The organism is Flavicella sp. IMCC45537 (assembly GCF_057197705.1).
In genome coordinates this window covers 1320990-1337251 of record NZ_CM170067.1, presented here as the reverse complement: position 1 = coordinate 1337251, position 16262 = coordinate 1320990, and the positions used below count along the sequence as shown (strand labels likewise).

The following is a 16262-nucleotide window of genomic DNA, read 5'->3' as shown; positions in this document are numbered from 1 at the left end:
AACAAGTAACATCTGAAAACAATGAAAAAGTGGATTACTTTGCCGATAATGGCTTTGGTAATGCAGTCGCAATTGTACAACATCCTTCAGGGGTTTATCATAAAGGCATTACTTACGTTGCTTACCAAGGAACATTAGAAGACCCGTATGTCGCTTCTTATAACCATAATACCAAAGAATGGAAAGGACCATTTAAGGCAGGTGCTAGTGAAATGGGTAAAGACCCAAATCGAAAGAAAAAGATTGACAACCATGGGAAACCAGCATTGCTCATAGATGATGCAGGATATATTCATATTGCATTTGGAGGACATGGAGGAACACCTAATGATGGTGAAAATCCATTAGGAAATCATCATTATGGAAAAAACTTACACGCAGTTTCTAAAAAACCTTTGGATATCTCAGAGTGGGAAACTCTAGATAATATTTCGTTATTCGGTACTTACAGTCAGTTTGTGAAAATGGATAATGGTGATATCTATTTGTTTTATCGTCATGGTGCCCATAGAAGTAATTGGGTGTATCAAAAATCAACTGATAATGGTAAAATATTTGGAGAGCCCGTTTCCTTTTTAAAGCATAAAAGAAGAACAGAAATAGAAGCTGAAGATTCATGGTATCCATGGATTTCTAAAGGTAATGGAGACGAGATTATTGTAGCATTTGATTATCATATTTGTAGAGATAGCAAAAACGGACAAGATTCAAGAGGTCATATCCCAGAAAGACATAATTTGTATTACATGGTTTTTGACACCAAAATAGGGGAATGGAGAAATGTTAAAAATGAACTTTTAGAAATGCCTTTAATCAAAGAAATAGCAGATCAAAAAACATTGGTAAGCTCGATATCTGAGGATTGGACTTTTCAAGGTATAACTGATTTGGACCCTGATGGAAATCCACATATTGGTGTATTGGTTGGACCTGATGTTGGTAAAAAAAGAAGTGGTCCTAAACGTTTGCAACTTTTTAGATGGGATGGAAAAGAGTGGTTACAAAGTAAGAATACAGATATTCCAAGAGGTAATGGAGATTTAGAAGTGAAATCTGCAAAAGAAGTTAGCGTATATCTAGAACATGCAGGTGATAATGATGTTGGAGAAATAAGTAGATGGGATAGCTCTGATGGAGGAAAATCGTTTAAAAAGAGCAATGTTCTTTTAAGTAGAAAAGATGCTGGATTTGTGATTTCTGCTTTAATCGATAACCCGCATCCAGATGCAAGAATAATTGTAGGTGAAAAGGAAGAAGGCTCAGATTTTAAGAAAATGTATCTCTTAGGGGATAATGGACCAATTCAACGTCTTAAAAAAGAAAGTGATATTAAAAAATAGATAATCAATAAATAAAAACCAAAATGAAAATTATTAAAAAACTATCTTTAGGGATATATACATTGAGTATTTTAATTTCTTGTGGTAAGGGAGTTAAAAAAGTGGCAGATAGTTCGACAACCAAAACACAAAACCCACCAAATATCGTATTCATTTTATCCGATGATCAATCATGGACAGATTATGGTTTTATGGGTGATAAAAACATAGAAACTCCTAGATTAGATCAGTTTGCTTCGGAGAGTTTAACGTTTAAGAAAGCGTACGTGCCAACACCTTTATGTTCTCCCTCTTTAGCAACAATAATTACGGGGTTGTATCCTAAAGATCACGGAATCATTGGAAATGATAAGGTTTATGATAGGAATGGGAATCGTAAAGCAAATAGAGCAAAAGCATACAAACCCGTTATTGAGGCTTTTGAAAAGCAAACAACACTTCCAGATATATTAAAAGAAAAAGGATACCTATCGTTTCAAACAGGAAAATGGTGGCATGGAAATCATAAGATAGGTGGATTTGATTATGGAATGACTCATGGAGACCCTAAAAGAGGTGGTCGTCATGGAGATTATGGTCTAAAAATAGGAAGAACAGGATTAGACACAATTCACAACTATATAGACTTGGCTGCAAAAGAAAAGAAACCATTTTTTTTATGGTATGCACCTTTCTTACCTCACAGGCCTCACAATCCACCGCAACGTTTATTAGATAAATATTTGAAAAAAACAGATTCTCAATCATTAGCTAAATATTGGGCTATGTGCGAGTGGTTTGATGAAACTTGTGGTCAGTTATTTGATTTGTTTGAAGAAAAAGGCTTAACCGAAAATACATTGTTCGTATATGTGTGTGATAATGGTTGGGCGCAAAATCCCGAAGAAGAAGGGTATTTAAAGCATTCTAAGCGTGCTCCATACGACATGGGAATTCGTACCCCAATTATGTACAAGTGGAAAGGGAAAATAACTCCTAAAATGGACAATTCAACTATTTCTAGTAGTATAGATATGGTACCCACAGTATTAGATGTTTTAGGTATTAAAAAACCAGAAAACTTACCTGGAGTAAGTGTTTTGGATCAAAAAGCACTTACTGAGCGTAAAGGAGTTTTTGGCGAAGTATATGCACATGACTTTGATACCATAGAGAATAGCATGTATTACAATATGGCTATTTTTCCTCCCTATAAAGTTATCGTTCCAGATCCTGTAAGAAAGAAAGGAGAAGTTGTACAATTGTTTGATATTGATAATGATCCTTTTGAAAAAAATAATATTGCAGAAAGTCATCCAAAAGTTGTAGAGGATTTAATCGCAAAAATCAATGCATTTAGAGCGAAATAATTCAAATTGTAATAAAGAAATATTCAGTCGAAATGTATGGAGTCACAGTTTTCAAAAATCAGAGGAGTTGGACACTTATATATTTTTTTTAAAAAAACTTCTAAAATTCATAAGTATTAAAAATGAAAAATAGTATATCCATAAGAACTTGTTTAATGTTTGTTTTTTTATTTTCAACAAGCGTAAAAAGTCAAATTCAGAAAAAAAGAAAGCCGAACATCATTTTTATCATGGCAGATGATTTAGGTTGGACTGATATTAGTTCATCTAATACTAGTTTGGGAAATGGGTCTAAATATTACGAAAGTCCTAATATAGATAAACTAGCAGAGCAAGGGATGTCATTTACTTATGCCTATACACAACAAAACTGTCAACCTACTCGAGCTGCATTGCTTACTGGTCAATATGCAACAGGTTCTCAAAACGGCATTTATAATGTGGGAAGTCTTAATCGAGCTTCAAAAGGAGCTGTCACACCTATTGTTCCGCATACTCAGAATAATTATTTGAAAGAACAATGTGTTTCCATGTTCGAAACTTTAAAGACAGTTGGTTATCATACTGCATGGTTTGGAAAATTACATGCTATTAAAAAGGAAAAGCATGCCGAAACATATGTAGGTATTGATTATAATTTAGCACTTCGAAAAGAAACAAAAGCAGTTGTAAATGGCGTAAACGTAAAAAATGAGTTTTTTGCTCAGAATGATGATAACAAAGGTTGGATTTTTAGTCATGAAGAATTAAAACCATATGCAAAGCCTTATGATTCTATTTATATTAAAAATGTATTAGAGCCTTTGAAAAATGGAAATGATCCTAGTTTGTTAGAAGGTACACCTAAGCACCTTACCGATGCTTTGGGAGATGCAGTTGTAGATTATGTAAAAGATAGATCGCAAAAAGATGCGCCATTTTTTGCCTATATTCCTTTTCATGCAGTGCATGTTAGTATACTCCCACGTGTTGATTTAGAGGCTAAATACAATGCGATAACATCTCAGGATTCGCGTCATACTCGTGCTGATTATGCTGCTTTTGTAGAACTTTTAGATCAAACAGTTGGACGTATTTTAAATGCATTAGAAGATCCTAATGGTGATGGTGATACAACAGATGGAATAGACGAAAACACTTTGGTAGTTTTCTATTCTGACAATGGTGGTTTTATGGGGCCTACTGATAATACCCCATTGCGTTTAAGAAAAGGAACCTATTACGAAGGAGGAGTTCGTGTACCCTTAATTTTTAGATATCCAGGAGTTGTGAAGCCAAATACTGTAAATTCCACTCAAGAAGTTCACGCCATTGACTTTTATCCTACACTCGCGGAAATTGCTGGAGCCAAACTACCAGATCCTAAAAATCACGAAATAGATGGCAAATCAGTTGCTTCTGTATTAAAAGAAGAAACTGACGCACTTGATGGTAAAAACGAATTGTATTGGCATTTTCCTGGATATATGGACGTGCGTAATATGCCTCAATCAGTAATGCATTATAGACATTCTAACAAGCAGCATTATAAATTGTTCTATCGTTATGAAGATGATTCTTACGAATTATATAACCTAAGTAATGATATTGGTGAAACCATCAATCTTTTGAATGGTAATCCTAACAAAGAGACTATTGAGGTAGCTCTGCTAATGAATAAAAAATTACGTAAGTGGCTAGTAAAAAGAAATGCCCCAACTGGAACTTGGGCTAAAAATGGAGAAAAAGTAGCTTATCCTAAAAAGAATGGAGTTAAGAAATATAAATAATTATAATTTAAGAAATGAAGAAGAATAATTATCAACTCTTGTTTTTGTGTTGCGTGTCGATCTTATTTATGGCCTGTAAACGAGGTAAGACTTCTAATGTGAAATCAGCAAATAATGTAGGAAATAAAGGTCAAGATATAGCAACGAATCAACCCAATTTAATTTTTTATTTAGCAGATGATCAAGATGTTTATGATTATGGTTGTTACGGAAATGAAAAAGTGAATACAGCAGCAGTAGACCGTCTAGCAAAAGAAGGAATGTTGTTTGAAAATGCGTTTACCGGGCAAGCAATTTGTGCACCTAGTAGATCACAGCTTTTCACAGGGAAATATCCTGTTAAAAATGGATGTTTTGCAAACCATACGGCTACGAGGCCAGACATAAAAAGTGTCACCACTCAGATGAAAGATTTGGGTTACGAAGTGGTTTTGGCGGGAAAAAGTCACGTGAATCCTTCAGAAGTTTATCAATGGGATAGAGAATGGGCACCCCTTCCTAAAAAAGGAGTGCCTAGAGATTATATTCCTTTGGATAGTATCGAGAGTTATTTAAAAACTTCTAAAAAACCATTTTGTATGTTTATTACGTCTAAATATCCACATGGAAAATATTTTGATGTTGAAAATCCAAATGTAGATGCTATTAAATTCTATCCATTTAACGAACATAAAAAAGGAGATAAAGAATATGTGAAATCTAAAGCTGGTTATTACCGAAGTATTGAGGAAGATAACACGCAAATTGAAAAAGTTTTAGCATTAGTTGATACGTATCTTGATGACAATACTTTATTCATTTATAGCGCAGATCATGGAGTTTCAGGTAAGTTTACTGTTAAAGACATAGGTTTAAAAGTTCCTTTTGTAGCACGTTGGCCAAGAGTGATAAAACCTGGAACTACTTCAGATCAACTCATTCATTATACAGATGTATTGCCAACTTTTGTTGCAATTGCTGGAGGGAAGGCCGATGAGACTGCAGATGGAACTAGTTTTTTACCAATTCTAGAAGGTGAAGATAAGGCAGTAAATGAATATGTGTATGGAGTAAGAACCAGTCAGAATATATTAAATTCAGAGGTGTTTCCCTCTAGAATGATTCGAGACAAACGATACAAATACATTCGTAATTTTAATTCTATTGAAGTTGTAGAACAAAATTTAACGGGAAAATCGAATGTAGATTATTTTATAAAAAGAGGTGCAAATAAATTTAAAAATGAACCTTTTGAAGAATTGTACGATTTACAGAACGATCCATACGAACAGCATAATTTAATCAAGGATGAAAGTCTGAAAGAAATTAAAGAAAGGTTGAAAAAAGATTTGTTTGAATGGATGAAGTTACAAGATGATTTTTTAAATGAAACTGTGGGGAATATGCCAATCATAACTCCTAAAGGGAAAAAAGGATTTAAGTTAGACCAAGATACGCCTAGACGAAAAATACCTGATTCTATAAAAAATACACTAACGAAAGAAGATTATATAATAATTGAGCACTGGTAAAAAAACACTTGAAAAATGAATAAATTCTTCACATACGCATTTGGTTTATTTTTTCTTTTAACATCATGTAAAAATGAAAAAGATAAAACGGCAGAGAAACATGACCAAAAGCCAATGAACGTTTTGTTTATTGCTATTGACGATTTAAGAACTGAGTTGGGTTGCTACGATGCACCACAAGTAAAATCGCCAAACATAGATCAATTTGCAACAGAAGCAGTTGTTTTTAATCGAGCGTATTGTAATGTGCCAGTTTGCGGAGCATCAAGGGCTAGTTTGTTAACCAGTATTTTACCTACAAAAACACGTTTTATAGATTATAGAGCAAAGGCGCAAGAAGATGTTCCAAACGCGAAAACCCTGCCGAGTATTTTTAAAGATGCAGGATACACGAGTATTTCAAACGGAAAGATTTTTCACTACAATAAAGATGTTCAAGAAGCAAGTTGGAGTGAAAATCCTTGGATGCCAGTAGGAGGACACAGAGTGAGTTACGATAAGAGCACCAATGAAGTAATCATGAAATCTGGTAATGGTCGCATTTATGAAGCACCAGAAGTTGATGATAGTGAGTATCCAGATTATAAGATTGCACAAAAAACGATAAGCGATTTACGCCGTTTTAAGAAAACTGGAGAATCTTTTTTTATGGCTTGTGGGTTTTTTCGTCCTCATATGCCTTTTTATGCACCTAAAAAATATTGGGATTTATACCATAGAGATTCAATAAATATTGCAGAGAACCGTCATTTACCAGAGAATGCACCGAAATCGTTGCGTGGTAGTGGAGAGTTTAAAAGCTATAGTTTTGGTGATTATAAACCAAATACAGAAGAGTTTCATAAAATGATGCGTCATGGTTATTATGCTTGTGTAAGTTATGTGGATCAAATGGTTGGAGATGTTCTTGCAGAACTTGAAAATCTAGGCCTAGCAGAAAATACAATTGTTGTATTATGGGGGGATCATGGTTGGCATTTAGGAGAACACGAGTTTTGGGGAAAACACAACACCTTGCATAATGCGTTGCAAGTACCTTTGATTGTGAAAGTACCAGGTAAAATAAAAGGACAACAGACCAATGCCTTGGTAGAGAGTGTTGATATTTATCCAACACTTTGTGATTTAGCAAATTTAGATACACCTGATTATATCATGGGCGAGAGTTTTAAATCAGTGCTCAACAATCCGAAACAATCATTTAGAGAGAATACATATGCGCGTTTTAAAAAGGCCGATGCTATTGTAACCGAAAACTTTACTTATTCCTTATACGAAAATGGTGAAGAGATGTTATACAACCGAAAGCTAGATCCAGACGAGAACAAAAATGTTGTAGCAGATCCCAGTTATATGAAAGTTCTCGAGGATATGCGAAAAGCACTTAAAGAAAAGCAAGAGTTAGCAAAGAGTTATTAATAAAGAAGATGCTTTGCAATTATGTTTCGAAGGAATTTTTGCTGTGATTACATTAAATTCTAATGAAGAATTAATATCTGTTTATATTGGAGAGTGAAATAAATTGAGTTTCGAAAATGTTGAGATTGTAACACCATCAGAATAAAACTTCTATAAAGATTATGAGTAATTTTAAAATATACTGTAGAATATTGATTTGCGTTCTTGTTTCTTTTCTTTTGAGTTGCAGTGCAAAACAAAAAACAGAAACATTATTGTTCGTTGGTAGTTTTACAGAGAAACAACCTGGAGATGGTATCCAGGTATATCTTTTCGATACAGAAACCGGTAGGGCCGAGTTGAAACATACAGTCAAAGATGTTATCAATACTTCATTTTTGAAATTATCTTTCAATGGGGGATTTTTGTATTCTGTAGTAGAAAGTCAATTGGATTATAATGGTAAGGTCGCTGTTTATAAAATTGATTCAATTAACAAAACTTTGAAGTATATCAATAGTCAAGATTGTGGGGGTAGGAACCCTGTTCATTTAGAAATAGATAAAAATGACAAACATTTGGTTTGTTCCAATTATTCAGATCCAAGTTTGAGTGTATTTGATTTGAATGCAGACGGAAGCATAAAACCTTATCATCAATTATTGGTTTTTAAAGATAGTAGTATCCTAAAGAATCGCCAGAAAACAGCTCATATTCATTCTTCCAATTTTTCACCAGATCAAAAATTTCTATTCGCTCAAGATTTAGGTGCAGACAAGATTAGAACTTTCGAGTTTTCAGAAATCGATAATCAGTATAAATTAGTTTCTAAGGATTATGCTGCTGTAGCTCCAGGAAGCGGTCCTAGGCATTTTGATTTTCACCCAAAAGGGAAGTATGCCTATGGAGTGGCAGAATTGAGTGGAGATGTCAATGCATATGAATGTAAAAAAGAAATGTTATTACTTTTAGATACAAAAAAGACCTATAAAAAAGAACAGTCAATTTATAGAACTGCCGATATTCATATTTCTTCAGAGGGTAAATTTTTGTATGTTTCGAATAGAGGGCCTGAAGAAGATACAATAGCTGTTTTTGAAATTGACGAGAATACGGGGATGTTATCATTTGTTGAACATGTTCCTACTTTTGGGGAGCATCCTAGAAATTTTGTAATAGATCCCACAGGGAATTTTCTATTGGTCGGAAATCAATTCACGAACAATATTGTGATATTTAGAATAAACAAACAAACTGGTAAATTGAAAAAACTACCCAATGAAATAAAATCTATGGGAGTATCAAGTTTGCAAATGAGAACTTATAAGAAATAAAAAAGGAAAGATGTAAAACCTTTCCTTTTTGTATTTTTATTAGTGAAGCTCAACTTTTTTGTGCAAACTAATAAAGGATTCTACTTTGTCTACCATGTCTACACATCCGCAAAAAAGAGGAGCTCTTTCGTGTAGTTCTTTTGGTTCGAGATCCATAATTCTTCGCGAACCATCCGTAGCTTTTCCTCCAGCTTGTTCAGCTAAGAATGCGATCGGATTGCATTCATATAAAAGCCTCAGTTTTCCGTTAGGTGAAGTTTTACTTCTTGGGTAAATATAGACTCCTCCTTTGATCATGTTTCTATGAAAATCAGATACCAAAGAACCAATATATCGGTGTGTGTATGGGCGCTGATCATTTTTATCTTCCTCTTGGCAATATTTTATATAATCTTTGACCCCTTGTGAAAAATGAACGTAATTTCCTTGGTTAATAGATAGAATATTTCCTTTTGTTGGAAATGTCATATTTGGATGTGACAAATAAAAACTTCCAATTGCAGGATTTAAAGTAAAGCCATTCACTCCTTTCCCTGTGGTATAAACTAGCATGGTTGAAGTTCCATACACGACGTACCCGGCAGCAACTTGATCATTACCTTTTTGTAAAAAATCTTCTTTTTTTACGGGAGTTCCGATAGGTGTCACCCTTCTATAAATAGAAAAGATAGTACCAACTGATACGTTAACATCGATATTTGATGAACCGTCTAATGGGTCGATTAACACAACATATTTGTTTTCGTGTGTACTGTCTTTACCTTCAATAGTTATGTAATCTTCTTCTTCTTCACTAGCTATGCCACATACAATTTCTCTGTTTATCAATGCCGATTTAAACACATCATTGGCATAAATATCTAGTTTCTGCTGATCTTCACCCTGAATATTGGTTTCTCCAGCAGTTCCAATAATATCAACTAGTCCTGCTTTGTTTACCTCATGATTTACAATTTTTGCAGCAAGTCTTATTGAGTTGATTAGATGAGAAAATTCTCCTGAAGAATATTTAAAGTGGTTTTGATTGTTTATTATAAACTCACCTAATGTTATGTAATTCTCTTTCATAAAAAAGTTGTAGAATAAATGATATTCTTTATTTTTAGTTTAAAACGAAAGTAATTTTTTAGCTGTAGTAAGCTGTACTGATGTGTGATGTAGTAATACAGGTATCTTGGATGAAATTCGATCTGTTTTATTTTGAAATTAAACTGAGATGATTTTTTTTTCATTAGAACCATACAGTTCAGAAGACTTAACTAAATGTATAGGACTATTTTTGATTATGTAAAATTTAACAAAATTAAATCATGGAGATCAAAACGAGTTTTAAATATGTAGATTATTTGTGGGACGAAAAAAAAGCTGCGTCGCTTGAGGATAATCAAGTCGAGTTGTTTTTATATCGTTCTAATATATTAGGAGCAGATTTAAGGATCACTAATTACGGTGGTGGAAATACGAGTTGTAAAACTATTGAAACAGACCCCTTAACAAATGAAGAAGTTGAGGTAATGTGGGTAAAAGGTTCAGGTGGAGATATTGGTACTTTAAATAGAGCAGGTATTGCTGGTTTGTATACGAATCGTTTGCGTGATTTGAAAAATGTATATGGAGGGATGCATGATGAAGATCGTATGGTTGGTCTTTTTGATCACTGTATTTACGATCTTGACAGTAAAGCTCCGTCTATTGATACACCTTTGCATGGTTTGTTACCATTTGCACATATAGATCACTTGCATCCTGATGCGTTGATTGCGGTTGCAGCAGCGGAGGACAGTGAAAAAGTTACCAAAGAAATTTGGGGAGATACTATGGGATGGGTGTCATGGCAACGTCCTGGGTTCGATTTAGGGTTACAGTTAGAAAAATGTTTGGCTGATAATCCTGGTATTCGTGGAATCGTATTGGGTTCTCATGGATTATTTACATGGGGAGATACTTCTTACGAATGTTATATGAATAGTTTAGAGGTGATTGAAATGGCTTCTGAATATATAGAAAACAAGATTAAAGAAAACGGAAGTGTATTTGGTGGTCAAAAAATCGAAAGCCTTCCTAAAGAAGAGCGTTACGAAAAAGCGGCTCAAATTATGCCTTTATTAAGAGGGTTGTGTTCTTCTGAAAACAGAATGATTGGACATTTCTCTGATTCTGATGTGGTAATGGAGTTTATCAATAGTAATGATTTAGAAAGATTGGCTCCAATGGGAACATCTTGTCCTGATCACTTCTTGAGAACTAAAATTCAACCTTTGGTATTGACATTAGATAAAAATGAAGATTTATCTGATAGCGAAGCTATTTTAGCTAAGTTAGAGCCAGCATTTGAAGCTTATAGAGCGGAATACGCTGAATACTATAATACATGTAAAAAAGAGAATAGTCCTGCGATTCGTGATGCGAATCCAGTAATCATTATTTACCCAGGAGTAGGTATGTTTAGTTTTGCAAAGAACAAACAAACTACACGTGTGGCAAATGAGTTCTATATCAATGCGATCAATGTAATGAGAGGAGCAGAAGCTATTACTTCTTATACATCTTTACCAAGACAAGAAGCATTTGATATTGAGTACTGGTTGTTAGAAGAAGCTAAATTACAACGTATGCCGAAAGAGCAGCCGTTATCACGTAAAGTAGCTTTAGTTACTGGTGCTGGTGGAGGTATTGGAAAAGCAATTGCCGATAAATTAGCAGCTGAAGGTGCAAATGTTGTATTGACTGATATCAACGAAGATAGTTTGATTGAAGCAAATGCTACTTATAAAAGAGACGTTTCAACTTATGCAATTTGTGATGTAACGAATCCTGAATCTATTGCTTCTGCATATAAAAAAGCATGTGTAGAGTTTGGAGGAATTGATATTGTTGTACACAGTGCAGGTTTGGCAATTTCTAAACCTTTGGAAGACACTACAGATAAGGATTGGAATATCTTACAAAATATATTAGTGAAAGGTCAGTTTGATCTAGCAAAACAATTCTCAGCAATTACGCGTCAGCAAGGATTAGGTGGAGATTATATTTCTATCGCTAGTAAAAATGGATTGGTTGCAGGTCCAAATAATGTCGCTTATGGTACTGCGAAAGCAGCACAACAGCACATGGTTCGTTTGTTAGCTGCTGAATTAGCAAAAGACAAAGTAAGAGTAAATACAGTAAACCCTGATGGAGTTATTGTAGGAAGTAAAATTTGGGAAGGAGCATGGGCTGAAGGTCGTGCCAAAGCCAATGGTATTACTGTAGAAGAATTACCAGCATTTTATGCAAAAAGAAACTTATTGAATGAGATTATTACTCCTGCAGATATTGCAAACGGTGTATTCTCTTTTGTAGGAATTACAGACAAGTCAACTGGAAATATTTTGAATGTTGATGGTGGAATGGCCAATGCATTTGTAAGATAAATTGATCAGTTAAGATTAGAGTTTAATTTGATACGAGAAGGTTCTTCCCGAAGTTAAGATGATTTCGGGAGAGCTTTTCTTAAAATAATATAGGATTATGAAAATAAATAAAGAGCAAATTTTTGATTTCAATAAATCAGGATTAGAGAATCATAATGATAATTATGATTTTTTAGCTAATAAACTGACTAAAAACGGTCATAATGTATCTAACATTTTAGCAAAATTAGCTGAGTTTCAAGTAGCAATACCAAGTTGGGCTTTAGGAGCTGGTGGTACTCGTTTTGGACGTTTTTCTCACTATGGTGAACCTTCTAGCTTAGAGCAAAAAATAGAAGATGTTGGTGTGTTACATGCTCTTACTAAGACTGCCGGAGCGGTCTCATTGCATATTCCATGGGATGTACCATCTGATTACAATGCGGTAGGTGAATTGGCAAGTTCTTTAGATATTAAATTTGACTCTGTAAATTCTAATACTTTTCAAGATCAGGCAAACGCCCAAGAATCTTATAAGTTTGGGTCGTTGAGCAATACGAGTCAGGCAGTACGTGAACAAGCGATCCAACATAATTTAGATGTAATTAACATCGGAGATAAATTAGGTTCTAAAAGTTTAACGGTTTGGTTGGCTGATGGATCTTGTTTTCCAGGACAGAATAATTTTCAAACTGCTTTTCAAAATACGCAAAACAGTTTGATTGATATTTACAAAGGATTACCAGATGACTGGAAAATGTTAATAGAATACAAACCATACGAGCCAAACTTTTATAGTACAGTTATCCAAGATTGGGGTGCTTCATTAATGTTGGCAAATGGTTGTGGTGATAAAGCATTTACGTTGGTAGATCTAGGACATCATTTACCAAATAGTAATATTGAACAAATTGTATCTGTATTGCAATTGAAAGGAAAGTTAGGTGGTTTCCACTTTAACGATAGTAAATATGGTGATGATGATTTAACTGTAGGAAGTATCAAACCTTATGCATTATTCTTAATTTTTAATGAATTAGTGTACGGAATGGAGAATAACCCTCAGAATCCTGATTTGGCTTGGATGATTGATGCAAGTCATAATATCAAAGATCCTTTAGAAGATTTAATTCAATCTTTAGAGGCAATTCAAGAGGCATATGCTAAAGCATTATTGATTGATCAAGCAGCTTTGAAAGCAGCGCAAATTGATAATGATGTTGTAAAATGTCAAGAAATATTACAGGGAGCTTTTAGAACAGATGTTCGACCATTAATTGAAAAAGCAAGATTGAATGTTGGCGGTGTAATTAGCCCAATTCAAGCGTATAGAAGTTTAGATGTAAGAAATGAATTAATTAAAGAGAGAGGTAGACATACTATTGCCACTGGACTTTAAGAATTTACTATGAGACAAAAAGTAACAGCTGTATTCGATATAGGAAAAACTAATAAAAAGTTTTTCCTATTCGATAAAGATTTTAAAGAGGTTCACAAAGAATATATTTCATTTGATGAAGTTGTTGATGAAGACGGACATCCAACTGAGAATTTGCATGAGTTGCAAAAATGGTTGAAAGAGGTTTTCGATAGAATTTTAACAGATAAGAAATACAAAGTTAAAGCGATCAATTTTTCTACCTATGGAGCGAGTTTTGTTCATTTAGATAAGGAAGGAAATCCTTTAACTCCACTGTACAATTATACAAAAGAATTGCCATCTGATATAGTGGATAGCTTTTTCGAAAGTTACGGACCAAAAGAAGCCTTTTTAAAAGCTACAGGCTGTACTGATTTAAGTATGTTAAATTCTGGTTTACAATTGTATTGGTTGAAGAAAACCAAACCAGAAATTTTCAAGCAGATTAAATATTCATTGCATTTACCGCAATATTTAAGTTATATTTTCACTGGGATTGCTTTGAGTGAGTATACAAGTATTGGTTGTCATACTGCATTGTGGGATTATACAAAAAAAGATTACCATAATTGGGTGTATGAAGAAGGAATCAATGAAAAATTACCCCAAATAGTTTCTACGGAAACAAGTATCAATATGAATTATAACGGTAACCGTATTAAAATCGGTGTCGGAATTCATGATAGTTCAGCTGCTTTGTTACCCTATGTACGCAGTATTAAAAAGAAATTTATTTTAATATCAACAGGTACTTGGAGTATCAGTTTCAATCCTTTTACTGAAAATCCAATTGCTGAAGATGGATCGACGAATGATTCATTAAATTATATGAGAATAAACGGAAAGCCAGTAAAAGCTTCTCGTTTGTTTTTAGGAAATGAATATAAAGTTCAAGTGAAAGCACTTGATAAAAAATACGGAGTGAATGATGACTATCACAGAACAGTTAAGTTTGATTATGAAATCTACGCTTCGCTAATAGAAGACTTTACCTACCAATATAAGTGGGAAAGTATTGTTGATGAGAATATGCCATCAAAAACCATTGCAAATTTTGAAACTTATGAATATGCTTATCATCAATTAATTACAGAGTTGGTGTTGTTGCAAATCAAGTGTATCAATGAAGCGAAAGGTGATGATACCATTACTAGACTATATGTTGACGGTGGATTTAGTGACAATGATGTGTATATAAAGTTGTTATCTCATTATTTTAGAGATAAGAAATTGAGAACAACCAATGCGTCTTTAGGCTCAGCTTTAGGAGCGGCGATTTCAATTTCAGATTCAAAATTGAATTCAAAATTTTTAAAAGAAAATTATGCTCTGAAGAAACACGTTCCTTTTATTGTAGGAACAGAGATTACGAGCAAATAATTTAAGAAAACCAACAACAGAAGAGGAATGTTTTAATATTATAAATTCGATGTTATGTCAAAAAAACAACAGCTAATTCATCCAAGAAACCAAATTACTGAAATAATTGACAGGATTTATAAACGAGGAATGACCACAACTTCTGGAGGGAATATTTCTATTATTGATGATAATGGAGATATTTGGGTAACGCCTAGTGCAGTTGATAAAGGTTCGTTGCAGGAATCAGATATTATATGTGTTAAAAAAAATGGAACGATTATCGGAAAGCACAAACCGTCATCTGAGTTTCCTTTTCATAAAGCTATTTATGAATCAAGACCCGATATAAAATCTGTGATTCATGCACATCCACCAGCTCTAGTTTCATTTAGTATTGTTCGTCAAATACCGAACACGAATATTATTTCACAAGCGAAGCATATTTGTGGACCTATCGGTTATGCGAAATATGAGATTCCCGGCAGTGAGGAGTTAGGTGCTGTTATCGGTGAGGAGTTTAAAAAAGGATACAAGGCGATCATCATGGAAAATCACGGAACTGTTTTAGGTGGAAGTGATTTGACGGATGCTTATGAACGTTTTGAAGCTCTAGAGTTTTGTGCTAGAACCATTTTATACGGATCTCAAATTGGAAAGCCGAACTATCTGTCAGACGATCAAATAGATCAGTTCGAAGCTCAGTCTACTGGTGTTTTACCAGAAAGGCATGATACAGAGCACAGTTCTGAAGAACAAGAGAAACGTCTAGAAATTTGTAACATTGTACAGCGATCCTGTCAGCAAGGTTTGATGATTGGTTCTTATGGTACAGTTTCAATGAGATTAGAAGGAAGTGATTTTTTAATTACTCCTACAAATGTTGATCGTTGGGATTTGCAGTTAGAAGATGTAGTTCAGATAAAAGATGGTAAAAGAGAGGAAGGTAAATTACCTAGCAGAGCAGCTTGGATTCATCAAGAGATTTACAATAGAAATCCAAAAGTCAATTCTATAATCATGACACAATCACCCTATTTAATGGCTTTTGGGGTTACTGATGCGAATATCAATGTTAGAACAATTCCAGAAAGTTGGATTTTTTTACAAGATATAACTAAAGTAAAATATGGACATCATTTCAAACAAAACAATAACTCAGAAATCGTAGATAATTGTTCAACAGCTGTTATCATAGAAAATGATTCTGTCATTGTTACAGGTGATAAATTATTGCAAACATTTGATTATTTAGAAGTAGCTGAATTTAGTGCAAAGTCAATTGTTATGGGACATGCTTTAGGTGAAATGGTACCAATCAATGATAAACAAGTGGAAGATTTAAGAGAGAAATTTTTAAAGTAAAAGTAAACCACAAAAATATAACACA

Annotated in this window: 12 protein-coding genes; 11 read left to right on the top strand and 1 reads right to left on the bottom strand. The window is 33.9% G+C overall.

From position 1 onward, the window contains the following. Nucleotides 1-29: 29 nt before the first annotated feature. From AC2DGP_RS05990 to AC2DGP_RS05960, 7 genes are all read left to right on the top strand, one after another. Entirely contained in the window at nucleotides 30-1340 is a 1311-nt protein-coding gene (locus AC2DGP_RS05990) for a BNR-4 repeat-containing protein (protein ID WP_484492103.1), read from the top strand. A gap of 23 nt (nucleotides 1341-1363) precedes the next feature. Continuing rightward, nucleotides 1364-2689, top strand: coding sequence for a sulfatase family protein (locus AC2DGP_RS05985; protein ID WP_484492102.1), 1326 nt, complete (start codon nucleotides 1364-1366; stop codon nucleotides 2687-2689). Between the two features lie 122 nt (nucleotides 2690-2811). Beyond that, entirely contained in the window at nucleotides 2812-4458 is a 1647-nt protein-coding gene (locus tag AC2DGP_RS05980; RefSeq protein ID WP_484492101.1) for a sulfatase, read from the top strand. Between the two features lie 14 nt (nucleotides 4459-4472). Further along, nucleotides 4473-5969: a sulfatase family protein gene (locus tag AC2DGP_RS05975; protein WP_484492100.1), complete on the top strand. Its 1497-nt coding sequence runs from the start codon at nucleotides 4473-4475 to the stop codon at nucleotides 5967-5969. Between the two features lie 15 nt (nucleotides 5970-5984). Beyond that, nucleotides 5985-7388 carry a sulfatase gene (locus AC2DGP_RS05970; RefSeq protein ID WP_484492099.1) on the top strand — a complete coding sequence of 468 codons (1404 nt, stop codon included), beginning with the start codon at nucleotides 5985-5987 and terminating at the stop codon, nucleotides 7386-7388. 13 nt (nucleotides 7389-7401) lie between these two features. Continuing rightward, a complete protein-coding gene (locus tag AC2DGP_RS05965; protein ID WP_484492485.1) occupies nucleotides 7402-7485 on the top strand; it encodes an endo-acting ulvan lysase-like protein in 84 nt (27 codons plus the stop codon). 64 nt (nucleotides 7486-7549) lie between these two features. Then, nucleotides 7550-8701 carry a lactonase family protein gene (locus AC2DGP_RS05960; protein ID WP_484492098.1) on the top strand — a complete coding sequence of 384 codons (1152 nt, stop codon included), beginning with the start codon at nucleotides 7550-7552 and terminating at the stop codon, nucleotides 8699-8701. Between the two features lie 39 nt (nucleotides 8702-8740). On the opposite strand, the gene fbp is transcribed toward AC2DGP_RS05960, so the two are convergent. Then, nucleotides 8741-9769 (bottom strand): class 1 fructose-bisphosphatase, encoded by a 1029-nt coding sequence (fbp, locus tag AC2DGP_RS05955; protein WP_484492097.1) that lies wholly within the window; start codon nucleotides 9767-9769, stop codon nucleotides 8741-8743. Between the two features lie 242 nt (nucleotides 9770-10011). Between fbp and AC2DGP_RS05950 the strand changes: the two genes are divergently transcribed. The 4 genes from AC2DGP_RS05950 to AC2DGP_RS05935 all read left to right on the top strand — a co-directional run bounded on the left by AC2DGP_RS05950 (nucleotide 10012) and on the right by AC2DGP_RS05935 (nucleotide 16237). Next, nucleotides 10012-12114 (top strand): bifunctional aldolase/short-chain dehydrogenase, encoded by a 2103-nt coding sequence (locus AC2DGP_RS05950; protein ID WP_484492096.1) that lies wholly within the window; start codon nucleotides 10012-10014, stop codon nucleotides 12112-12114. A gap of 97 nt (nucleotides 12115-12211) precedes the next feature. Further along, on the top strand, nucleotides 12212-13492 hold the full coding sequence (locus AC2DGP_RS05945; protein ID WP_484492095.1) for a sugar isomerase: 1281 nt from the start codon (nucleotides 12212-12214) through the stop codon (nucleotides 13490-13492). Between the two features lie 9 nt (nucleotides 13493-13501). After that, a complete protein-coding gene (locus AC2DGP_RS05940; protein WP_484492094.1) occupies nucleotides 13502-14893 on the top strand; it encodes an FGGY-family carbohydrate kinase in 1392 nt (463 codons plus the stop codon). A gap of 54 nt (nucleotides 14894-14947) precedes the next feature. Next, nucleotides 14948-16237, top strand: a complete 1290-nt coding sequence (locus AC2DGP_RS05935; RefSeq protein WP_484492093.1) for a class II aldolase/adducin family protein — start codon at nucleotides 14948-14950, stop codon at nucleotides 16235-16237. Nucleotides 16238-16262: the final 25 nt, after the last annotated feature.